The following is a 22,173-nucleotide window of genomic DNA, read 5'->3' as shown; positions in this document are numbered from 1 at the left end:
TTTCGATCGCGCTCGCTACCCGTCACTGTGGCACGTCACTGTTACGCGTCACTGCGCGCGTGCGCGATTCACGCCGGCCGCGCCGATTACTCGCGCGGCGACGACGAGGCCCCGTGACTGAGCCAGTCGAGCACCGCCGACGCATCGTCGTCCGCGTGTTCGCGCGCCTGCGCCACCGTGCTGCTGACCTCGTTATCGGGCGAGGCACGGCGAATCGCCACGCCCACCGCGAGAATGTCGATCATCAGCAGATGCAGGATGCGCGAGATCATCGAAAGCTGCGACTCGCGCATCTCGATGTGATCGGTTTCGAGCGCCACGGTCGCGCGCTTGGCGAGCGGCGTGTTGCTCGACGTGATCGCGATCACCTTCGCGCCGGCCTGCATCGCCACGTCGAGTACGCGCAGCAGTTCGGGTGCGCGCCCCGACTTCGACACGGCCACGATCACGTCACCCTTGCCGAGCAGCGCCGCCGACGCCGCCTGCATGTACAGATCGCCGTACGCAATGGTCGGGATGCCGAAGCGGAAGAACTTGTAGTGCGCGTCCTGCGCGACGATGTGCGAGTTGCCGAGCCCGTAGAACTCGATGCGGCGCGCGCCGTTGAGCAGTGAAATGGCCTGTTCGACGTGCTCGAAATTCAGATGCTCGCGCAGTTGCAGGATCGCCGAGACGGTGTTGTCGAGCACCTTCGCGCCGAAGTCCGTCGCCGTATCGCCCAGATGCACCTGGCTGTGGCTCACCGGAATCGTGCCGGTCAGACCGGTCGCGAGCTTGAGCTTGAAATCGGACAGACCCTGGCAGCCCAGCGAGCGGCAGAAGCGGATCACGGTCGGCTGGCTCACGTCGGCCTTGCGCGCGATATCGACGATCGGATCGTTGATGATCGAGCGCGGATGATTCAGCGCGAGATCGGCCACGCGGCGCTCGGCCGGCGTGAGCGCGTCGCGCATCTGGCGGATGCGCTCGAACACGGCCGACGAGCCGCCGCCCGCGCGATTCGACAACTGCTCGGCGAGAATCGCGGAAACGCCCAGAAACGCCGGGTATTCCGCCGTGATCACGTAAGTGGGCACGTTCGCGAGATAGGTGTCGAAGCGGCCCTTCGCCTCGAAGCGCTGGCGGAACGACGAGCGCATGAACAGCTCGCCCAGACGCGGCACCACGCCGCCGCCGATATAGATGCCGCCTAGCGAGCCCAGCGTCATCGCGATGTTGCCCGCGAAGCTGCCGAGAATGCCGCAGAAGCACTCGACCGTTTCGAGCGCGAGTTCGTCGCCTTCGAGCGCGCGCGTGACGACGTCCGCCGTGTTGAGTTCGGCGGCGACTTTCTTCTTGTCGCGCGCAGCGAGCGCACGATAGATCAGCTCGATGCCGGGACCCGCGCACACGCGTTCGAACGACACGTGCGGCCACTTCTTGCGCGCGAACTGCAGCACGACATCCTCGCGCTCGTCCTGCGGCGAAAAGCTCGCGTGACCGCCTTCGCTGCCGAGCGCGATCCAGCGGTCGTCGGCGGGAATCAGGCCCGAGACGCCAAGGCCCGTGCCCGGACCGAGCAGGCCAATCACGCTGTTCTGACGACGCTGGCCGCCGCCGACCTGCACGCGCTGCGCGTCGGTCAGACCCGGCAGCGCCATCGCGAGCGCGGTGAAGTCGTTCACGACCAGCAGCGTGTCGAAGCCGAGCGCACGGCGGGTGGCTTCGATCGAGAAGGTCCAGTCGTGATTGGTCATGCGCACCTGGTCGCCGTCGACCGGATTCGCGATGGCGATGGCCGCGTGATTCACGCGGCCGATCTTCGTGTCCTTCAGGTATTGCTGGATGACCTCGGCGACGCCCGGATACTGCGCGCACGGATAGACGCGCACCTGGCCGATCTCGCCCGGAGCCGTTTCCAGCGCGAAGCGCGCGTTGGTTCCGCCGATATCGGCGAGCAGCCGCGCTCCGTCGGCGTGCTGGCCCGCGCCAGGGGCGGATTTGTTAGGCGCACCAGTAGACATCGAGTCTCACTCCCTTGTCGTTCGCCAGTTTCGAAATGGCGTTTTTCTGTTCTGTCGCGGCTGCTTGCTGCAGCACGTCGAGTTTGCGCTGTCCCGCGATCAGCAGGAACAGGCGGTCCACCTGGCGCAGCGCCTGCATCGACCAGGAGATGCGCGCGTGCGGTGCGGCCTGCGGATGCACGGCCACGAACGGGCGCGCCGTGGTGATGGCTTGGTGCCACTCGGGCGCGTCGGCGAAGATCGAGGCCGTGTGGCCGTCCTCGCCCATGCCGAGCACGGCGACGTTGGGCAGCAGACGTTGCGGATCGGCGTTGAGCGCGGCCACGTGCGCGTCGAGATCCTGCGACACGTCGACGAGCGGCAGGAAGCGCGCGCTGGCGGCTTCGTTCTTCAGCAGGGTTTCGTGCGCGAGGCGCGCGTTACTGGCCGAATCGGTTTCCGGCACCCAGCGGTCGTCCACGAGCGTGACGTCGATGTGCGACCAGTCGAAGCGATGCGTCGACAGGGTCTCGAGAAACGGACGCGGACTCGTGCCGCCCGAGACAGCGAGCGTCGCCCGGCGCGCACCGGTGCCGGGCGCCGCTTGCAGAGCGCTGAGCGACGCATGTAGCGCGTCGCCCACGGCTCGCGCCAGCGCGTCGGATTGGACGCGCGGGTCGTCGAATACGTGAAGCTCGATCACTTCTCCTCCAGGCTGCTTTTTTGTAGGTCTGCGGGGTCATTCATCTGTGCGTTCCTGCCTGCGCGTGGCCCGGCAAGGCCGCGCCGCGCGCGTCGATTCTCTTGCCTCAATTCACTCGCCTCAATTCTCTTCCTCGAGCCAGCAGGTGCCGTGCTGCGCCAGCATCGCGCTCGCGGCCGCCGGTCCCCACGTGCCCGCCGCGTACGGCTTTGGCGCGCGCGTGGACGCGGTCCACTCGTTGAGGATCGGCTCGACCCATTTCCATGCGGCTTCCTGCTCGTCGCGGCGCACGAACAGCGCGAGGCGCCCGTTGATCACGTCGAGCAGCAAACGCTGATACGCCTCCATCTGACCTTCGCGGAAGAACTGGTCGAACGCGAGATCCAGATGCACGCTCGCGAGATTCATGCCTTCGCCGGGCTGCTTGGCGAGGCAGTACAGACGGATCGTTTCGTTCGGCTGCAGGCGGATCACGAGGCGGTTCGAACCGGCGCGCAGTGCCGTGGGGCCGAGCGCCGAATGCGGCACGGGGCGGAAGTTCACGACGATCTCCGCGACGCGGTCGGCCAGACGCTTGCCGGTGCGCAGGAAGAAGGGCACGCCCGCCCAGCGCCAGTTTTCGATCTCGACCTTGAGCGCCACGAAGGTTTCCGTGTGGCTGTCGGGCTTCACGCCTTTCTCGGTCGCGTAGGCCGGCACCGGCGTGCCGCGGATGACCCCCGCGTGATATTGGCCGCGCACGGCCATCTTCTGGATCTCGTTCGGATCGATGGGCTTGAGCGCGCGCAACACGCGCAGCTTTTCGTCGCGCACCGAGTCGGAATCCATCGAATGCGGCGGCTCCATCGCAACGATCGAAAGCAGCTGCAACAAGTGGTTCTGCACCATGTCGCGCAGCGCGCCGGTGTTGTCGTAGAAGTCGCCGCGCGCTTCCACGCCCAGTTCCTCGGCGATCGTGATCTGGATGCTCTCGACCCATTCGCGGCGCCACAGCGGTTCGAACAGCGCATTGCCGAAACGCAGCGCGAGCAGGTTCTGCACCGGCTCCTTGCCGAGATAGTGGTCGATGCGATAGATCTGTTCTTCCGCGAAGATTTCGCCGACCGCGTCGTTAATCGCATTCGACGACTTCAGGTCGTAACCGAGCGGCTTTTCCAGCACGATGCGCGCGTTTTCGTTCAGGCCCACGGCGGCGAGCGCGCGGCAGATCGGCACGAACAGCGACGGGCCCGTGGCCAGATAGAACACGCGGATGCCGGGCAGCGCGGCGATGCCGTCGCGCAGATGCGTGAAGTCTTCGGCGCGCGAGAGGTCGAGCTTTACGTAGGCGATGCGTTCGAGGAAGCTCGCCCACGCGGCTTCGTCCAGACCGTTCTTCGAGACGTGCGGCTTGACGTGTTCCTCGACCCACTGAAGGTAGTGGGCGCGGTCGTCCTCATGGCGCGCGACGCCCACGATCTTGCCCGACTCGCCGAGCATGCCCGAGCGGTGCGCCTCGAACAGCGCCGGCAGGATCTTGCGCATCGCCAGGTCGCCGGTGGCGCCGAAGAGCACGAACGTGAAACCCGAATCGGTAGGGAATTGCATAGTCTCCGTCACAGTCCAGAGGGGGCCGCGGAACAAGGGTGAAGCGGGCGCCGGCGGCATGCCGGGCGGGCTCCGTCGAGCGGCCGTAGTCCGATAAAATTTTTTTTGACACTGAATTGTAGTTTAACTACAATCCAAATCAAGAGGTAACGTTCATTCGATGAAAAAAGTGCTGGGAAGCGCGGCGCGATGTGGGTTTGCGGCGCGTTTGCGGTGGTTTTGCACAGCAGTTTTTCGCGGGCGGACGGAACGTCCCTCATGTTAACGGACAATGGATTCGTCCATGTACGAGCCGGGCGCGGCAACAGACGCCTGGCCGTGGGATGTTCGGCCGCGTGACGCGTGCGGCGCCTCGACTGGCCGCGCACGCCAACCCTGCGACGCGGCCGGTGAAAATCAAAAGAGGAGACAGTCTTTGCAATCCGAACCACTCATCTCTTGAGCGTCCAGCGGCCGGACACCGGCCCGCGGCCCGCGCGCATCTAAAGACAATACGCGCGCGCGGTACTCCGGCGCCCGTCCGTCCCGTGTTTTGCCTGTTTTAAGCCTGTTTGAACCACACGCACCCTGGCGACATCAGGGGCCAACCGTTTTTTGTTCAGGTGTCTGGAGGAGATAAGCAATGAAATTCCGAGCGATCATGGGCGCCCTGTGCGCCGCAGGTCTGATGGGCGGCGTGGCTACGGCACAGGCGGCCGAGTCGATCGAAGTGCTGCACTGGTGGACGTCGGGCGGCGAGTCGAAGGCCGTCGGCGTGCTCAAGGACGACATGCAGAAGCAGGGCTACACGTGGAAGGACTTCGCGGTGGCCGGCGGCGCGGGCGCAGCTGCGATGACCGCGCTGAAGACCCAGGTGATTTCGGGCAACGCGCCGAGCGCGGCCCAGATCAAGGGCCCGTTGATCCAGGAATGGGCGGAACAGGGCGTGCTCGCCCCGATCGACTCGGTCGCGGGTGACTGGAAGGCCAACCTGCCGCCGCAGATCGACAAGATCATGCACGCGGACGGCCACTACGTCGCCGCACCGTTCTCGGTGCACCGCGTGAACTGGGTGTGGATCAACAAGGCCGCGCTCGACAAGGTCGGCGCCAAGGCTCCGACGACCTGGCCGGAATTCTTCGCCGTCGCCGACAAGCTGAAGGCCGCGGGTATCCAGCCGGTCGCAGCCGGCGGCCAGCCGTGGCAAGACCTGACGCTGTGGGAAGACGTGGTTCTCTCGCAAGGCGCGGACTTCTACAAGAAGGCCATCGTCGATCTGGACCAGAAGACGCTGACGTCGGCGCAGATGGTCGGCGTGTTCGACACGGTCCGCAAGATCGAGTCGTACATGGATAACGGCCGCACGGGCCGCGACTGGAACCTCGCCACGGCGATGGTCATCAACGGCAAGGCCGGCATGCAGTTCATGGGCGACTGGGCCAAGGGCGAGTTCGCGAACGCGAACAAGAAGCCGGGCGCGGACTACATCTGCGCACCGGTGCCGGGCACCTCGAAGGCCTACACCTTCAACGTCGACTCGTTCGTGTTCTTCCAGCAGAAGGGCCAGAAGGCGGCGACGCCGGGCCAGCTCGCGCTCGCGAAGACCATCATGAGCCCGGCGTTCCAGGAGCAGTTCAGCCTGTACAAGGGTTCGATTCCGGTCCGTCTGGGCGTGGATATGAGCAAGTTCGACGATTGCGGCAAGCAGTCGTACGCGGATGAGCAGACGGCCATCAAGGCCGGCGGCTACGTGCCGTCGCTCGCACACGGCATGGCGCAAGCCGACGCAACGGCCGGCGCGATCACCGACGTCGTCACGAAGTTCATGAACTCGAACCAGGATTCGAAGAGCGCGGTGGAAGCGCTCGCGAAGGCTGCGAAGACGAAGTAAAGGCGCACGACAGCCGCATCTGGCTGTCCTGAAGCAAGCAGGGTGTGCCCGCGTGGCACACCCTGGACATGACGGTTCAGCCCGAACCCCATCATCGTGTGAAAGCCCGCGCGCTTTCGCACCGTAACAGGAGTTGCGCAGTGACTGCTTCTCTTAGCGGCAACGGCAAGGCGGCCACGCCTGCTACCCGCCGCGCGTCGCCGATGGCGGCGCTCGCAGACCGCTGGATCCCGAAGCTGGTGCTTTCGCCCAGCATTCTGATCAGCATCGTTTTCGTCTACGGCTTCATTCTGATCACCGGCTATCTGTCGCTGTCGAATTCGCGACTGATGCCGCGCTACGACTTCGCGGGCCTCGAACGCTACCGCGAACTGTTCGCCAACGACGTCTGGTGGACATCGGCGCAGAACCTCGCGTGGTTCGGCATTCCGTTCATCGCCATCTGCGTCGCGCTCGGCCTGTTCCTCGCCATCCTGCTCGATCAGCAGATCCGCCAGGAAGGCGCGCTGCGCGCGGTGTTCCTCTATCCGATGGCGCTCTCGTACATCGTGACGGGCACGGCATGGCAGTGGATCTTCAATCCCGACATGGGTCTGCAGCAGGTGCTGCACCAGTGGGGCTGGACGAGCTTTCAGCTCGACTGGCTCAACGACCCGGACAAGGCCATCTTCTGTATCGTCGTGGCCGCGGTCTGGCAATCGACGGGCTTTTGCATGGCGCTGTTCCTCGCGGGCCTGCGCGGCGTCGACAGCGAAATCTTCAAGGCCGCCCAGGTGGATGGCGCGACGCTGCCCACGATCTATCGCAGGATCGTGATTCCGAGCATGCGTCCGGTGTTCTTCTCGGTGCTGCTGATCCTGTGTCACATCACGATCAAGACGTTCGACCTCGTCGTCGCGCTGACCGCGGGCGGTCCGGGCACGTCGTCGTCGCTGCCGGCCATCTTCATGTACACGTTTTCGTTCAACCGCGGGCAACTCGGCGTAGGCGCAGCCTCGTCGATGATGATGCTCGCCACCGTCGTGGCCGTGCTCGTGCCGCTGATGTATCTGGAATCGAGGAGCACGCGCAATGCAGCCTAAGATGAAGCTGAGCCGCGTGTTCGTGTACGCGGCGCTGATCCTGTTCGCGTTGTACTTCCTGTTCCCGCTGTACGTGATGCTGTCGACGTCGTTCAAGTCGCTCGACCAGATCCACACGGGCAACATGCTGACGCTGCCGACCAGCCCGACCTTCGCGCCGTGGGTCAAGGCGTGGAGCGAGGCCTGCACGGGCGTGCGTTGCGACGGCATGCAGCCGTTCTTCATGAACTCCGTGAAGATGGTGATTCCGGCCGTGCTGATCTCGTCGATCATCGGGGCGTTCAATGGCTACGTGCTCACGCACTGGCGCTTTCGCGGCGCCGACGCGCTGTTCACCATGCTGCTGGTCGGCTGCTTCATTCCGTTCCAGGCGATCCTGCTGCCGATGGCGCGTCTCGAAGGCTTCTTCGGCCTGTCGAACACGATCGGCGGGCTGGTGCTGGTGCACGTCGTGTACGGCATCGCGTTCACCACGATGTTCTTCCGCAACTTCTACGTGAGCGTGCCGGCCGAACTCGTGAAGGCCGCGCGCATCGACGGCGCCGGTTTCTTCATGATCTTCACGCGCATCATGATGCCGCTGTCGCTGCCGATCTTCATGGTGTGCCTGATCTGGCAATTCACGCAGATCTGGAACGACTTCCTGTTCGGTATCGTGTTCTCGGGCGTCGATTCGATGCCGATCACGGTGGCGCTGAACAATCTCGTGAACACCTCCACGGGCGTGAAGGAATACAACGTCGACATGGCCGGTGCGATCATCGCCGCGCTGCCCACGCTGCTCGTCTACGTGATCGCCGGCCGCTACTTCGTGCGCGGTCTCACGGCGGGCGCGGTGAAGGGTTAAACCTGTCGGTCAGGGCGGGCGCGATGGCGCCGGCCCTGGTCTCATGCGCGATAGCGCGCAGTGATCAAAAGGATTCATAGCATGGCAAGCCTTTCCATTCGCGACGTCTACAAGACCTACCCGAACGGGGTGCCCGTCCTCAAGGGCGTGAATATCGATATCGAAGACGGCCAGTTCCTGATTCTGGTCGGCGGCTCGGGCTGCGGGAAATCGACGCTGCTCAACATGATCGCGGGTCTCGAAACCGTGACCAAGGGCGAGATCTGCATGGACGGCAAGGTGGTGAACAACCTCTCGCCGAAGGATCGCGACATTGCGATGGTGTTCCAGTCGTACGCGCTCTATCCGTCGATGACGGTGCGCGAGAACATCTCGTTCGGCCTGAACATCCGCAAGGTGCCGAAGGCCGAGCAGACACAGATCGTCGACCGCGTGTCGAACATGCTGCAGATCCAGCATCTGCTCGACCGCAAACCGGGCCAGCTCTCGGGCGGCCAGCGTCAGCGCGTGGCGATGGGCCGTGCACTGGCGCGCGACCCGATCATGTTCCTGTTCGACGAGCCGCTGTCGAACCTCGACGCCAAGCTGCGTATCGAGATGCGTTCGGAAATCAAGCTGCTGCACCAGCGCGTGGGCAAGACGATCGTCTACGTGACGCACGATCAGATCGAAGCCATGACGCTCGGCGACCGCATTGCGGTGATGAAGGACGGCATCGTTCAGCAGTTCGGCGCGCCGCAGGACATCTACGATTCGCCTTCGAACCTGTTCGTGGCCGGCTTCATCGGCGCGCCGCCGATGAACTTCATCAACGGCAAGCTGGTGGAGCAGGGCTCGGGCGTGGGCCTCGAACTCGACACGGGCGTGGCGCGCAACGTGCTGAACCTGCCGTTCGAAGCGAACAAGCTGCGCAGCTACATTGGCCAGGAAGTGGTGCTGGGCCTGCGCCCGGAGCGTATTACCGACGCGCGCAGCTCGCACGACGGCCACGGTCACGAACTGCAACGCCACACCGTGAAGGTGGACGTGATCGAGCCGACCGGCCCGGACACGCTGGTGTTCGCGCAGGTGAACGGCAAGCGCGTGGTGAGCCGCGTGCACCCGGGTGCGAATCCGCAGCCGCTCAATAACATGGACCTGCTGTTCGACGTTTCGAAGGCGGTGCTGTTCGACCCGAAGACGGAAGAGCGTATCGCTTAAGCGATAAGGCTGGCCGGGGGCGCTGCGACTACAGCATTACCGCAGCGCCGATACAAAGCCTCACGCGTGGCATGCGCGTGAGGCTTTTTTCTTTGGATGGCTAGCTGGTCACGATAAACGGCCGTTCGACGATTTCATGAAACGTGCTGGGCAGTGCTTCGCTGAGTCGCGCGGTGTAAGCGCGATGGCTTTGCGCGATTTGCCGAAGCTTGCGGCCAGTGGCTTTGGAAAGCGTGTAGGCGCCTTCGAGTTCGGCGAGTTGCGCGAGCAGCGTGACGAGTTCGGCGTTCGCGGGCGAGTCGGCGCTCGCGAGCGTGCGCTGCAGCCGCGCGCGCAGCCGGATGGCCTTGTCGAAGTCGGCGATGCGCCCCATGACGCGCGCGAAGACCCAGATGGCGGCCATCAACGTGTCGAAGGCGCCAAACTCTCTCAGGTATCCCAGGAAAATATCGGTCATGTGGCTCTCGCTTTCCATTCGTTCAGCACTACGCCTGCGCCATAGTAGGCGATCGCCCACCAGAATGGATGATAGGGAATGACGGCTTTTACCGATTCGCTCAACGAAGCTAAAACAAGATAAAGCCATCCGGCCGTGCCGATGACAGCGGCCCAGACGCCCGCCTGAGCCAGCCGTTGATCGAGCCAGCCGCGGCGGCCGGACACCGCGCCGGTTTCGGATGCCGATAGCGACGTCAGATCCGTCAACGCGATGAACAAGGCGATGCCGCCCGCCGCGAGCGAGCTGGGAAAGAAGGCGTCGCTGTCGCTCTGGCCGAGCGCGACGCGCAACAGGTATTCCACGCCGCCCATCAGAATGGGCAGCGCGTAGACGAGTTGACGTGAGGTGGCGTGAAGGCCGTTGGCGGTCATTGCAGCGTGGCGTGGTGTTACGTTGCGGATCGGTCGGACACACCGAAGACCATAACGAAACGCGCTCGCGCGCAACAGCTAGCCGGATGGCGTAGGGCGCGGCATCGCCGCCATGCGCCTATCGATCAGCCTACCCGGCATGCGGATGATGATGCGCGTGCCCGGCGCCATGCGGCTGCAAAAGCACGAGCACCGCGCCCGCGCCGCCGTCGTGCGGCCGTGCCTGACAGAACGCAATCACTTCTTCCTTCTGTACCAGCCACGCGCGCACCTTGCCCTTGAGCACCGGCTCCTTGCCGGCCGAGCCCAGCCCCTTGCCATGAATCACGCGCACGCAGCGCAGCCCGCGCTTGCCGGCTTCGCGGATGAACGCCTGCAGCGCCTCGCGCGCTTCCTCGCGGCGCATGCCGTGCAGGTCGAGCTGCGCCTGGACGATCCACGTGCCGCGGCGCAGCTTCTTCACCACTTCCTCGCTGATGCCGGGGCGGTGGTAGTAGAGCGTGTCGTCGGTGTCGAGAAAGGCTTCGGGGTCGAACTCGTCGGAGATGGCTTCGTGCAGCACGGCCTGTTCGTCGCGCTGGGTTTGCAGCGGCAGCGGCACGGGCGAGCTGCGGCGCGGCTGCGCGCGCGGCGGCTGCTTGAGCGGCGCGATCTGGCCGATCTCGCGGCGGAAGAGATCGCTGTCCGCGGCGGCTTCTACACGCGCGGCCTGAACGGCGACGCGTTGCTGCTCGCGCTGGCGCGTCTGCACCTTGAGCGCATCGCGCAGGCTGCCGAGGCCGGCGAAGCCGGTCTGCGCCTTGGAGGCGTCGGGTGAGGCATCGCTCGCCACCGGCGCGGGCGCGGCGGCGGGACGGGGCGTGGCGGGGCGCTTGGGCTCGCCCGGATGGGGCACGTTCTTGGGCATGGCGAAAGGCGCTCGATGGCAACGATAAAGCGACGGACGCACGGCCGAAGCGGCGCACGCCGGGGCGCTCACGCGGAGCGCCAGAAAAACGGGACAAAAAACAAGGGCCGCCGGCTGACTGGCCGCGGCCCCCGTTGGGTGCGCCGTCGGGCTGACGGGCACTATTTTAGCGACATGACGCCGCTGGACAACCTTGGTGACAACTTAGCGGTCGGCTTCGGCGCTCATCACGTGCGGCTGGGCGATCTCGTTGATGGTCTCGAGATAGCGCTGCGCGTCGAGCGCGGCCATGCAGCCCGTGCCCGCGCTGGTGATGGCCTGGCGGTAGACGTGATCCTGCACGTCGCCGGCCGCGAACACGCCGGCCACGCTCGTGCCGGTGGCGTTGCCGTTCAGGCCGCCGTTCGTGATGATGTAGCCGTTCTTCATCTCGAGCTGGCCTTCGAAGATGTCGGTGTTCGGCTTGTGGCCGATCGCCACGAACACGCCTTGCAGGTCGAGGTCGGTGGTTTCGCCGGTCTTCACGTTCTTGATGCGCAGACCGTTCACGCCGCCTTCGTTGCCCTTCACTTCGTCGAGCACGGTGTCCCACTTGATGTCGACGACGCCTTCCTTTTCCTTCTCCAGCAGACGGTCGATCAGGATCGGCTCGGCGCGGAACTTGTCGCGGCGGTGGATCACGGTGACCTTCTTCGCGATGCCCGAGAGGTACAGCGCTTCTTCGACGGCCGTGTTGCCGCCGCCGATCACGGCGACGTGCTGGTTACGGTAGAAGAAGCCGTCGCAGGTTGCGCAGGCGGAGACGCCGCGGCCCATGAACAGTTCTTCGCTCGGCAGGCCGAGGTATTGCGCCGACGCGCCGGTCGCGATGATCAGCGAGTCGCAGGTGTACTCGCCCGAGTCGCCGATCAGACGGATGGGCTTTTCGTCGAGCTTGGCCGTGTGGATGTGATCGAACACGATTTCCGTGTTGAAGCGCTCCGCGTGCTCCAGGAAGCGCTGCATCAGCTCGGGGCCTTGCACGCCGTTCGGGTCCGCGGGCCAGTTTTCCACATCGGTCGTGGTCATGAGCTGGCCGCCCTGGGCGAGGCCGGTGACGAGCAGCGGCGAGAGGTTCGCGCGCGCGGCGTAGACGGCTGCCGTGTAGCCGGCGGGGCCGGAACCGAGAATCAGGACTTTGGCGTGTTTGGTTGCGGACATGATCGAATTCCGTTGAGGGCGCTGCGTGGCGCGTGTTGCGGGGCGCCGCGCTGCTGCCGGATTTGCGGTCGGCCGCCGGTGTTGCGTCGGGGCTTACGCAGGTAAGTTGGGCATCAGCCCGCAATTATAAAGGTCGGGGCGGTTCGCCGCTTCATGAAGCTTTCTGATCGGCGCGATAGCCTTGGGGTCAGGCGAGGCGGCCGGCCGTCGGGTCGGCGTTGTCAGTTACCCTCATTTACAGCGTCGCGCCGCCGGGGCTCAAACATCGCGTTTACAATAGGCCGGATCGGACGACGGCGTCCGCGCCGCCGCCCCTGTCGGCGCGCCCGGTACGCCAAAGCATCGAGAATCACCAGGATTCAATGGCCAAAGCACCTTTTACCGCGCAGGCGCAGGCATTGCCGCATCGCATGTCGCGCCTTTTCACCGAAATCCGCTGGATCCTGCAGGTCGCGCTCGGCGTGTTCCTGCTGATGGCGCTCATCAGCTACAGCCGCCACGATCCGAGCTGGACCCACGCCGCCCAGGTCGACCACATCTCGAACTGGGCGGGGCGCGTCGGCGCGCGCACCTCGGACATCCTGCTGCTGCTGTTCGGCCTGTCCGCCTACTGGTGGCTGGTGCTGCTCGGGCGGCTGATTTCGGCGAACTACCGCCGCATCACGCGCCACGAAACCCTGCGCGACGATGACGACGAGAAACCGCGCGACATCAGCTGGGTCGCCGAAGGCTTCGCGTTCGTGCTCGTCATGCTGTCGAGCTGCGGCATCGAGGCGCTGCGCATGTGGTCGCTCAAGGTCCAATTGCCGCAGACGCCCGGCGGCGTTGTGGGCGGCGCGGTCGCCCGCGCGGTCTCGAACGCGCTCGGCTTCACCGGCGGCACGCTCGCGATGCTGATCGCGCTGGCCATCGGTCTGTCACTGTATTTCCGTTTCTCGTGGCTCTCGGTGGCCGAGAAAGTCGGCGAGGCGCTGATCAATGCCGTCACGCTCGCCAAGCTGCGCCGCGAGGAACGCAGCGACCGCAAGCTCGGCGAGGCTGCCGCCGTCAAGCGCGAAGGCAAGGTCGAGCGCGGCCGCGTCAAGATCGAGGAGCACGAGCCGGTCACGATCGTGCCGCCCGTGGTCACGCCGCAGCGCTCGGAGCGCGTGGAGAAGGAGCGCCAGGTGCCGCTCTTCACCGATCTGCCGGGCGACTCCACGCTGCCGCCGATCTCGCTGCTCGACGCCGCGCCCGCCACCCAGGAAACCATCTCCGACGACACGCTCGAATTCACCTCGCGCCTGATCGAGAAGAAGCTCAAGGACTTCGGCGTGGACGTGGCCGTGGTGGCCGCCTATCCGGGCCCCGTCGTCACGCGTTACGAGATCGAGCCCGCCACGGGCGTGAAGGGCAGCCAGATCGTCAATCTGGCCAAGGATCTCGCGCGTTCGCTCTCGCTCGTGTCGATCCGCGTGGTCGAAACGATTCCGGGCAAGAACTGCATGGCGCTCGAACTGCCGAACTCGCGCCGCCAGACCGTGCGCCTGTCGGAAATTCTCGGCTCGGCGGTCTACGCGGACGCGCCTTCTGCGCTCACCATGGGCCTCGGCAAGGACATCGGCGGCAAGCCGGTGTGCGCCGATCTCGGCAAGATGCCGCACTTGCTGGTGGCCGGCACGACCGGCTCGGGCAAGTCGGTCGGCATCAACGCGATGATCCTCTCGCTGCTCTACAAGGCGAGCGCGGAACAGGTGCGCATGATCCTGATCGATCCGAAGATGCTCGAAATGAGCGTCTACGAAGGCATTCCGCATCTGCTCTGTCCGGTCGTGACCGACATGCGCCAGGCCGGCAACGCGCTGAACTGGACCGTCGCCGAGATGGAGCGCCGCTACAAGCTCATGAGCAAGCTGGGCGTGCGCAATCTCGCGGGCTACAACAACAAGATCGAAGAGGCGAACAAGCGCGAGGAAAAGATTCCGAACCCGTTCAGCCTCACGCCGGACGACCCGGAACCGTGCCAGAAGCTGCCGCACATCGTCGTGGTGATCGACGAACTCGCGGACCTGATGATGGTGGTCGGCAAGAAGGTCGAGGAACTGATCGCGCGGATCGCGCAGAAGGCGCGCGCGGCCGGCATCCACCTGATTCTCGCCACGCAGCGTCCTTCGGTGGACGTCATCACCGGGCTGATCAAGGCGAACGTGCCCACGCGGATGGCCTTCCAGGTGTCGTCGAAGATCGACTCGCGCACGATTCTCGACCAGATGGGCGCGGAGTCGCTGCTCGGCATGGGCGATATGCTCTATCTGCCGCCGGGCTCGGGCCTGCCGGTGCGCGTGCACGGCGCATTCGTCGCCGACGACGAGGTGCATCGCGTCGTCGACAAGCTCAAGGAGCAGGGCGAGCCGAACTATATCGAGGGCATTCTCGAAGGCGGCGTGGCGGGCGAGGGCGACGAAGGTTCGGCGTCCGCTTCGGGCACCGGCGACGAGTCCGATCCGCTCTACGATCAGGCCGTCGAGGTGGTCATCAAGAACAAGCGTGCGTCGATCTCGCTCGTGCAGCGTCATCTGCGCATCGGCTATAACCGGGCAGCGCGGCTGCTCGAACAGATGGAGCAGTCGGGACTCGTTTCGTCGATGTCGTCGAGCGGCAATCGCGAGATTCTCGCGCCCACGCGCGACGCCGACTAAAGGCCGACCGGCCCTTCACGCTATCCATTTCGCTACTGGAGAACGATAGATGCAGTTTTTCGCAGGACAACCGACTCGTTTGACATTCGCGCGCGCCGGTCGCGCGCTCGCCGTCGCGCTGGGCGCATCGCTCGCGATGGCCTCGCACGCCTACGCGGGCGGCACCGACCAGCTCAAGCAATTCGTTTCGCAGGTTCACGCCGCGCGCGGCAGCTTCGTGCAGCGCGAACTCAAGGCGCCGTCGAACGCGAAGAGCACGAGCGACGCCGTCGCCACGGCCACGCTCAACGCCAAGACGTCGAGTGGCACGTTCGTGTTCTCGCGTCCCGGCAAGTTCATCTGGAATTACGAAAAGCCGTATCAGCAGCAACTCCAATCGGACGGCGACAACCTCTACGTCTACGACAAGGACCTGAACCAGGTCACCGAGCGCAAGCTCGGCGGCGCGCTCGGCGCGAGCCCGGCGGCCATCCTGTTCGGCAGCAACGACCTCGACAAGAACTTCACGCTTTCCGACGCGGGCGTGAAGAACGGCATCGACTGGCTGGAGCTGATTCCGAAGTCGAAGGACACGCAGTTCAAGAGCGTGGGCATTGGCTTTCGCGACGGCAATCTCGAAGCGATGGAACTGCACGACGTGTTCGGCAACGTGACGCTGCTCACGTTCTCCAACATCGAGAAGAACCCGTCGCTGCCGGCGTCGACGTTCAAGTTCGTGCGTCCGAAGGGCGCCGACCTGATCACGGGCGGCGGCAACTGAGTTTTGCCGCGCCACCAGGCGCATGGCAACGAAAAAGGGCGGCTCGCATGAGCCGCCCTTTTTTATTCGCGTTCGCAGAGGATCACATCGCGATCAAGCCGAAAAGCGGATCACGCCGTCCTCGCCCGTCCTGCGCGTGAGCTTGCCCGCGAGCCACAGCAGATGCAGATGCGCGAGCGCCTCGCCCATCGCGAACGTCATCTGGTGGATGTCGAGTGCGCGCTTGAACATCAGCGGGACGATGTCGGCCGCGCTTTGCGGCGCGCTCGCGCAGGCTTCCATCACTTCGGCCAGACGCGCGTCGTGATGCTCGCGCAGTTGCCCGATGCGCGTGCGCACGCCGCGAAACGGCTTGCCGTGCGAGGGCAGCACGAGCGTGTCTTCGGCCATCGTCTCGTAACGGCCCAGCGATTCGAGGTAGAGACCGAGCGGATTGCCTTCCGGCTCCATATCGAACACGGACACATTCGTGGAAATGCGCGGCAGCACCATGTCGCCGGAAATCAGCACGCCGATCTCTTCGCACAGCAGCGCGCAATGCTCGGGCGAATGGCCAAAGCCCGTCACGACGCGCCAGTCGCGCCCGCCGATCGACACGGTGTCGGCTTCGCGCAGACGGCGGTATTGCGCCGGCAGCGCCGGCACGAGGTTCGCGTAATAGCTGCGGCGGTTGCGCAACTGGTCGAGCGCCGCTTCGTCCTTCACGCCGTGACGCGCGAAATGGCGCGCCGCGCCTTCGCCGCCCGCGTTCGAGCCGTTGCCCGAGGCCAGCACGCACGCGCTCATGTATTCGCCGAGCGTGGTCCACAGGCGCACGTCCCAGCGCGCCTTGTCGCCGCCCGCGCAGATCCAGTGCGCGAGGCCGATATGGTCCGGATGGCAGTGCGTGACGATCACGCGCAGCACCGGCAGGCCGTCGAGCTGACTTTCGAACACCTGCTCCCAGTGCGCCTTGATGGTGTCGTTGGTGATGCCGCAATCGACCACGGTCCAGCCTTGCTGGCCGTCGATCTCGTCGCGCAGCAGCCAGAGATTGATGTGATCGAGCGCGAACGGCAGCGGCATGCGCAGCCACTTCACGCCGGGCGCGACCTCGAAGGCGTGGCCCGGTTCGGGCAGCGTGTCCTTGAAGGGGTAATCGAGCTGGTGTTCGAGCGCATTCATGGGGGTCTCAACTCCTGTCTTTTATGTGTGCGAGTCGGCGCGGTGCGGCGTCGGGCGAGCGCCGTCCGTTCCACATTGTCGCCGCATTGCGGTATTTGTGCAGAGAATCCGGGAGAGTGTTCCGGTACGCGGAACAATGTCGACGCTCCGACCCGGCGCGAGTCTGTCACGGGCAGCTCGCGAGCGATTCCGGCCGTCGCGGCAAGGTTGCGAAACCTGAAGGTTGACGATAACGTAAACGTCGATTCTAACGACGAACACGCCGCCTTGCCGACGCACCCGGCCGGCGGCCAGAGGCGCCCACCAGTCATGACCCATTACACGATTACCGAACTCGCCCGCGAATTCGACGTGACGCCGCGCGCGATCCGTTTCTACGAGGACCAGGGCCTGCTGGCGCCCAGCCGCGAAGGCGCGAGCGGGCTCAAGCGTGTGTTTTCCGGACGCGACCGCACGCGCCTGAAGCTGACCTTGCGCGGCAAGCGCCTCGGCTTCACGCTCAACGAAATCCGCGCGCTGCTCGATCTCTACGAGTCGCCGACCGACACGCTCCCGCAGCTTCAGGCTTTTCTCGACACGGTGGTGCGCCATCGCGAGATCCTCGAACGCCAGCGCGCCGACCTCGACGCCACGCTCGAAGATCTCGCCCAGTACGAGGCGCAGGCGCGCGTGCTGCTCGAAAAGAACGCCGCGGCGGCGAACCGGTAAGCCGCGCCGGCCCGAGCGTCGACCGCATCGTCCGCCCCGAACCGAGCGCGCCATGAGACATTTTCCCAAGCTGCTCTCGTCGCAGATCGGTTACGACGTCGCGCAGACCCTGCTCGACGGTTTCGATCGGCACTACCGCAGCTTCTGTGCGGCGGCGGCGCGGGCGCGCGCGTGTTTCGAGGCGCGCGACTGGCAGGGTTTGCAGCAGCTCGCGCGCGAACGCATCGCGTCCTACGACGAGCGCGTGCGCGAATGCGTGGTGACGATCGAAGACGAATACGACGCCGAACATATCGACGACGATGTCTGGGAGCAGATCAAGCTGCACTACATCGGCCTGCTCACCACGCACCGGCAACCCGAATGCGCCGAGACGTTCTTCAACTCGGTGTGCTGCAAGATCCTGCATCGTTCGTACTTCAACAACGCGTTCATCTTCGTGCGCCCCGCGATCTCGACCGAGTACATCGAGAACGACGAACCCGCCGCCAAGCCCACGTATCGCGCGTATTACCCGCTGAAAGACGGCCTCGCCGGCACGCTCGAACGCATCGTCACGAATTTTCAGCTCGACACGCCGTTCGAGGATCTGCGCCGCGACGTCGAATGCACGATGCGCGCGATGCGCGAAACCTTCGGCGACGTCGAGCCGAAAGCGAACTTCCAGATTCACGTGCTGGCCTCGCTGTTTTTCCGCAATCAGGCCGCGTATATCGTCGGGCGCATCATCAACGGCGACGCGCTCGTGCCGTTCGTCGTGCCGATCCGTCATGTCGACGACGGGCGGCTCGCGCTCGACACCGCGCTCCTGCGCTCCGACGACGTGCTCATCATGATGAGCTTTGCGCACTCGTATTTTCTCGTCGACATGGAAGTGCCGTCGGCCTATGTGGAGTTTCTGCGCAGCATCATGCCGCGCAAGGCCAAGGGCGAGATCTACACGTCGCTGGGCCTGCAAAAGCAGGGCAAAAACCTGTTCTATCGCGATCTGCTGCAACACCTGCGGCATTCGAGCGACCGTTTCATCGCCGCGCCCGGCATACGCGGCATGGTGATGATCGTGTTCACGCTGCCTTCGTATCCGTATGTGTTCAAGGTCATCAAGGACAGCTTTCCCGCGCCGAAGGAAACCACGCGCGAGCAGGTCGAGGCGAAGTACCAGCTCGTGAAGCGTCACGACCGGCTCGGGCGGCTCGCCGATACGCTCGAATATTCGAGCGTCGCGCTGCCGCTCGCGCGGCTGGACGACGCGCTGCTGCGCGAACTCGAAACGCTCGCGCCGTCGATGATCGAGTACGAGGGCGACCAGCTCGTCATTCGCCATCTGTATATCGAGCGGCGCATGGTGCCGCTGAATCTCTGGCTGCAGAACGGCAGCGATGAGGACGTGGAGCACGGCATCCGCGAATACGGCAACGCGGTGAAGGATCTGATCCGCGCGAATATCTTTCCGGGCGACATGCTCTACAAGAATTTCGGCGTGACGCGTCACGGTCGCGTGGTGTTCTACGACTACGACGAGATCGAGTATCTGACCGACTGCAACGTGCGCGCAGTACCGCCGCCGCGTCATGAGGAAGACGAACTATCGGACGAGCCGTGGTATCCGGTCGGTCCGCGCGATATTTTTCCGGAGACGTATCGCACGTTCCTGCTCGGCGACCCGCGCGTGCGGCGCTATTTCCTCGAGCATCACGCCGATTTTTTCGAGCCGGCGCTGTGGCAGGACAGCAAGTCGCGCCTGCTCGCGGGCGAGGTGCCCGATTGCCTGCCGTACGAAGCGAGCGCTCGGTTTCGCGCGCGCTATCCGCAACTGTTCGAATGCGCATCCGGCAGCAGCGACGCCGCCGCGTGCGCGGCCTGATCGCGCTTGATCAGCGTATCGAGACATTCAACCCAGGAGACAGACATGAGTGAGACGCAACAGGACCCCGTCGTGATCGTGGCGGCCGCGCGCACGCCGATGGCCGGATTTCAGGGCGATTTCGCCTCGCTCACGGCGCCGCAACTGGGCGCGGCGGCGATAGCGGGCGCGCTCGAACGCGCGGGCCTCAAGCCCGAGCAGATCGACGAAGTGGTGATGGGCTGCGTGCTGCCCGCGGGGCAGGGCCAGGCGCCGGCGCGCCAGGCGTCGCTCGGTGCCGGGTTGCCACTCGCGGCGGGCGCGACCACCGTCAACAAGATGTGCGGCTCGGGCATGCGCGCGGCGATGTTCGCCCACGACATGCTGCTGGCGGGTTCCGCCGACGTGATCGTCGCGGGCGGCATGGAGAGCATGAGCAACGCGCCGTATCTGCTGCCGAAGGCGCGCGCGGGCATGCGCATGGGCCACGGTCAGGTGCTCGATCATATGTTCCTCGACGGTCTCGAAGACGCCTACGACAAAGGCCGCCTGATGGGCACCTTCGCCGAGGAATGCGCGGGCGAGCACGGCTTTTCGCGCGAGAGCCAGGACGCGTTCGCGATCGAGTCGCTCAGGCGCGCGAAACGCGCCAACGAGGACGGCGCGTTCGCGTGGGAAATCGCGCCGGTGAAGGTGGCCACGCGCGCGGGCGAGACGCTCGTCAAGCGCGACGAGCAGCCGTTCAAGGCCAATCCCGACAAGATCCCCACGCTCAAGCCCGCGTTCAGCAAGACCGGTACCGTGACGGCGGCGAATTCGTCGTCGATTTCGGATGGCGCGGCCGCGCTCGTGATGATGCGCGCGTCGACGGCGAAGCGCCTCGGCGTCACGCCGCTCGCGCGCGTCACCGGCCATACGACCTTCGCGCAGGAACCGTCGAAGTTCACCACGGCGCCCGTCGGCGCAATCGCGAAGCTCTTCGAAAAGACCGGCTGGAAGGCCGCCGACGTCGATCTTTACGAGATCAACGAAGCCTTCGCCGTGGTCACGATGGCCGCGATGAAGGCGCACGATCTGCCGCACGAGAAGGTCAACGTGAACGGCGGTGCGTGCGCGCTGGGCCACCCGATCGGCGCGTCGGGCGCGCGCATTCTCGTGACGCTGATCGGTGCGTTGCGCGCGCGCGGCAAGACGCGCGGCGTCGCGAGCCTGTGCATCGGCGGGGGCGAAGCCACGGCAATGGGCGTCGAACTCCTGTAGGCTGACGCCAGAACGCGCGCCGCAGGGAGGCGGCGCGCGGCATCACCCGCACGCGGCGCTTCAGCAAAGGCCGCGGCACACGAGAGAAGGTGACGAGATGAAAACAGCGTTGATCGTGGGTGCGTCGCGAGGTCTGGGTCTCGAATTCGCGCGTCAATATGCCAGGGCCGGCTGGCGCGTGCTGGCCACGGCGCGTTCCGAAACCGCGCTCGCGGACCTGCGCGCGCTCGGTGCGCAGACGTATCCGGTCGATATCGCGAAGCCCGAGGACATCGCCGCGCTCGGCTGGAAGCTCGATGGCGAACGGATCGATGTGGCGCTGATCGTCTCGGGCGTCTACGGTCCGCGCACCGAAGGCGTGGAAGCGATCACCGCCGAAGATTTCGAATACGTGATGAACACCAACGTGCGTGGGCCGATGCAACTGATCCCGATCCTGCTGCCGCTCGTCGATGCGGCGCATGGCGTGCTCGGCGTGCTGTCGAGCCGCATGGGCAGCATCGCGCAGACGACCGGCACGACCGGCTGGCTCTATCGCGCGAGCAAAGCGGCGCTCAACGACGTCCTGAAGATCACCTCGCTGCAGACGCGCCGCGCCACCTGCGTCGCACTGCATCCGGGCTGGGTGCGCACGGACATGGGCGGCGCGCAGGCAGCCATCGACGCCGCCGCGAGCGTGGCCGGCATGCGCGAAGTGGTGGCCGAAGCGGCCGCCGCGCGCGATGTCTTCAACGGACGCTTCTTCCAGTACGACGGCACCGAGCTCGACTGGTAAGTGCGGGCGAGTACCGGTGCGTGCCAGCGAATGCTGGTGAGCGGCGCGCCGTTCAGGTAAAAATGCGAAAGGCCGCTTTGCCCGCGCGAAGCGGCCTTTTGCTTTGGTGCGTTTTTGTTTTCGTTTTCGTTCACGGATGTTTCCCGATGACCGCTGATTCCCCGCGCGCCGCGCGTCCGCTCGACTGTCCTTGCGGCGGTGCCGCGCCGAACCTCAAGGCAGGCGCGAAGCCGCCGCGCTACGCGGCCTGCTGCGGCCGCTTCATCGACGGCGGCGAGTTGCCCGCCACGGCGCTCGAACTGATGCGCTCGCGCTACACGGCCTACGTGCTCGGCGATACCGCCTGGCTGCGCGCGAGCTGGGACCCGGCGACCTGTCCCGCCGATCTCGACGCCAACGCCGAGGCGCCCGACGCGCCGCGCTGGCTTGGCCTGGCGATCAAACGTCACGAGCCTGTCGACGAGACGCACGCGCGCGTCGAATTCGTCGCGCGCTACAAGAGCGGCGGACGCGGCCATCGTCTGCATGAACTGAGCCGTTTCACGCGCGGCGAGGACGGCCGTTGGCGCTACGTCGACGGCGACGTCTCCGATGCATGAATTCCGCTGACCGGCGCTGACAGCCCGCGCATCCGCCGACAGGCAAGGACGGCGCCATAGCGCCTGAAATATCGCGTTTGCAAACAGGCACTTACGTAAAAACGACGCGATTGTTGGCGCCGCGCGACGCGAAATTTC

General features: G+C 65.3%; 19 protein-coding genes. 11 read left to right on the top strand and 8 right to left on the bottom strand.

All coding sequences use genetic code 11. The annotated features are described in order from the left end of the window. Nucleotides 1–86 precede the first annotated feature (86 nt). From BMY06_RS15475 to zwf, 3 genes are all read right to left on the bottom strand, one after another. Nucleotides 87–2,003, bottom strand: a complete 1,917-nt coding sequence (locus BMY06_RS15475; RefSeq protein ID WP_065058149.1) for a bifunctional transcriptional regulator/glucokinase — start codon at nt 2,001–2,003, stop codon at nt 87–89. After that, a complete protein-coding gene (pgl, locus tag BMY06_RS15470; RefSeq protein ID WP_074983988.1) occupies nt 1,984–2,685 on the bottom strand; it encodes a 6-phosphogluconolactonase in 702 nt (233 codons plus the stop codon). The genes BMY06_RS15475 and pgl overlap by 20 nt, the downstream gene beginning before the upstream one ends. A gap of 120 nt (nt 2,686–2,805) precedes the next feature. Beyond that, a complete protein-coding gene (zwf, locus tag BMY06_RS15465) occupies nt 2,806–4,272 on the bottom strand; it encodes a glucose-6-phosphate dehydrogenase (RefSeq protein WP_074983986.1) in 1,467 nt (488 codons plus the stop codon). Nucleotides 4,273–4,894: 622 nt separating this feature from the next. On the opposite strand from zwf, the gene BMY06_RS15460 reads away from it, so the two are divergent. The 4 genes from BMY06_RS15460 to BMY06_RS15445 all read left to right on the top strand — a co-directional run bounded on the left by BMY06_RS15460 (nt 4,895) and on the right by BMY06_RS15445 (nt 9,271). After that, a complete protein-coding gene (locus tag BMY06_RS15460) occupies nt 4,895–6,142 on the top strand; it encodes an ABC transporter substrate-binding protein (RefSeq protein ID WP_065058152.1) in 1,248 nt (415 codons plus the stop codon). 140 nt (nt 6,143–6,282) lie between these two features. Then, the gene (locus BMY06_RS15455) at nt 6,283–7,224 is read left to right on the top strand and encodes a carbohydrate ABC transporter permease (protein WP_065058153.1); all 942 of its coding nucleotides are present in this window, start codon (nt 6,283–6,285) and stop codon (nt 7,222–7,224) included. After that, nucleotides 7,214–8,071 (top strand): carbohydrate ABC transporter permease, encoded by an 858-nt coding sequence (locus BMY06_RS15450; RefSeq protein ID WP_173816816.1) that lies wholly within the window; start codon nt 7,214–7,216, stop codon nt 8,069–8,071. The genes BMY06_RS15455 and BMY06_RS15450 overlap by 11 nt, the downstream gene beginning before the upstream one ends. A gap of 81 nt (nt 8,072–8,152) precedes the next feature. After that, nucleotides 8,153–9,271 (top strand): ABC transporter ATP-binding protein, encoded by a 1,119-nt coding sequence (locus BMY06_RS15445; protein WP_065058155.1) that lies wholly within the window; start codon nt 8,153–8,155, stop codon nt 9,269–9,271. 100 nt (nt 9,272–9,371) lie between these two features. Here the strand turns inward: BMY06_RS15445 and BMY06_RS15440 are convergent, their stop codons facing one another. The 4 genes from BMY06_RS15440 to trxB form a co-directional block, all read right to left on the bottom strand. Further along, the gene (locus BMY06_RS15440; protein WP_074983984.1) at nt 9,372–9,728 is read right to left on the bottom strand and encodes a hypothetical protein; all 357 of its coding nucleotides are present in this window, start codon (nt 9,726–9,728) and stop codon (nt 9,372–9,374) included. Then, a complete protein-coding gene (locus BMY06_RS15435) occupies nt 9,725–10,141 on the bottom strand; it encodes a hypothetical protein (RefSeq protein WP_074983982.1) in 417 nt (138 codons plus the stop codon). The genes BMY06_RS15440 and BMY06_RS15435 overlap by 4 nt, the downstream gene beginning before the upstream one ends. Before the next feature lie 130 nt (nt 10,142–10,271). Next, nucleotides 10,272–11,048: a Smr/MutS family protein gene (locus BMY06_RS15430; protein WP_065058158.1), complete on the bottom strand. Its 777-nt coding sequence runs from the start codon at nt 11,046–11,048 to the stop codon at nt 10,272–10,274. Between the two features lie 204 nt (nt 11,049–11,252). Then, nucleotides 11,253–12,248, bottom strand: coding sequence for a thioredoxin-disulfide reductase (gene trxB / locus BMY06_RS15425; RefSeq protein WP_065058159.1), 996 nt, complete (start codon nt 12,246–12,248; stop codon nt 11,253–11,255). A 362-nt stretch (nt 12,249–12,610) separates the two neighbouring features. Between trxB and BMY06_RS15420 the strand changes: the two genes are divergently transcribed. Then, nucleotides 12,611–14,926 carry a DNA translocase FtsK gene (locus BMY06_RS15420; protein WP_074983980.1) on the top strand — a complete coding sequence of 772 codons (2,316 nt, stop codon included), beginning with the start codon at nt 12,611–12,613 and terminating at the stop codon, nt 14,924–14,926. 49 nt (nt 14,927–14,975) lie between these two features. After that, nucleotides 14,976–15,686, top strand: a complete 711-nt coding sequence (lolA, locus tag BMY06_RS15415) for an outer membrane lipoprotein chaperone LolA (RefSeq protein ID WP_080180360.1) — start codon at nt 14,976–14,978, stop codon at nt 15,684–15,686. Between the two features lie 93 nt (nt 15,687–15,779). Here the strand turns inward: lolA and BMY06_RS15410 are convergent, their stop codons facing one another. Then, nucleotides 15,780–16,850 carry an MBL fold metallo-hydrolase gene (locus BMY06_RS15410; RefSeq protein ID WP_065058162.1) on the bottom strand — a complete coding sequence of 357 codons (1,071 nt, stop codon included), beginning with the start codon at nt 16,848–16,850 and terminating at the stop codon, nt 15,780–15,782. A gap of 309 nt (nt 16,851–17,159) precedes the next feature. On the opposite strand from BMY06_RS15410, the gene BMY06_RS15405 reads away from it, so the two are divergent. From BMY06_RS15405 to BMY06_RS15385, 5 genes are all read left to right on the top strand, one after another. Next, nucleotides 17,160–17,558 (top strand): MerR family transcriptional regulator, encoded by a 399-nt coding sequence (locus BMY06_RS15405; RefSeq protein WP_065058163.1) that lies wholly within the window; start codon nt 17,160–17,162, stop codon nt 17,556–17,558. Between the two features lie 52 nt (nt 17,559–17,610). Next, nucleotides 17,611–19,422, top strand: a complete 1,812-nt coding sequence (aceK, locus tag BMY06_RS15400; protein WP_074983978.1) for a bifunctional isocitrate dehydrogenase kinase/phosphatase — start codon at nt 17,611–17,613, stop codon at nt 19,420–19,422. Nucleotides 19,423–19,467: 45 nt separating this feature from the next. Beyond that, a complete protein-coding gene (locus tag BMY06_RS15395) occupies nt 19,468–20,661 on the top strand; it encodes an acetyl-CoA C-acetyltransferase (RefSeq protein ID WP_074983976.1) in 1,194 nt (397 codons plus the stop codon). A gap of 97 nt (nt 20,662–20,758) precedes the next feature. Continuing rightward, nucleotides 20,759–21,436 (top strand): SDR family oxidoreductase, encoded by a 678-nt coding sequence (locus tag BMY06_RS15390; protein ID WP_065058166.1) that lies wholly within the window; start codon nt 20,759–20,761, stop codon nt 21,434–21,436. Between the two features lie 146 nt (nt 21,437–21,582). Then, a complete protein-coding gene (locus tag BMY06_RS15385) occupies nt 21,583–22,035 on the top strand; it encodes a YchJ family protein (RefSeq protein ID WP_074983975.1) in 453 nt (150 codons plus the stop codon). The last annotated feature ends 138 nt before the right edge of the window (nt 22,036–22,173 follow it).

Source organism: Paraburkholderia tropica (assembly GCF_900109265.1).
Taxonomy (GTDB): domain Bacteria; phylum Pseudomonadota; class Gammaproteobacteria; order Burkholderiales; family Burkholderiaceae; genus Paraburkholderia; species Paraburkholderia tropica.
This window is presented reverse-complemented; position numbering and strand designations above follow the sequence as displayed.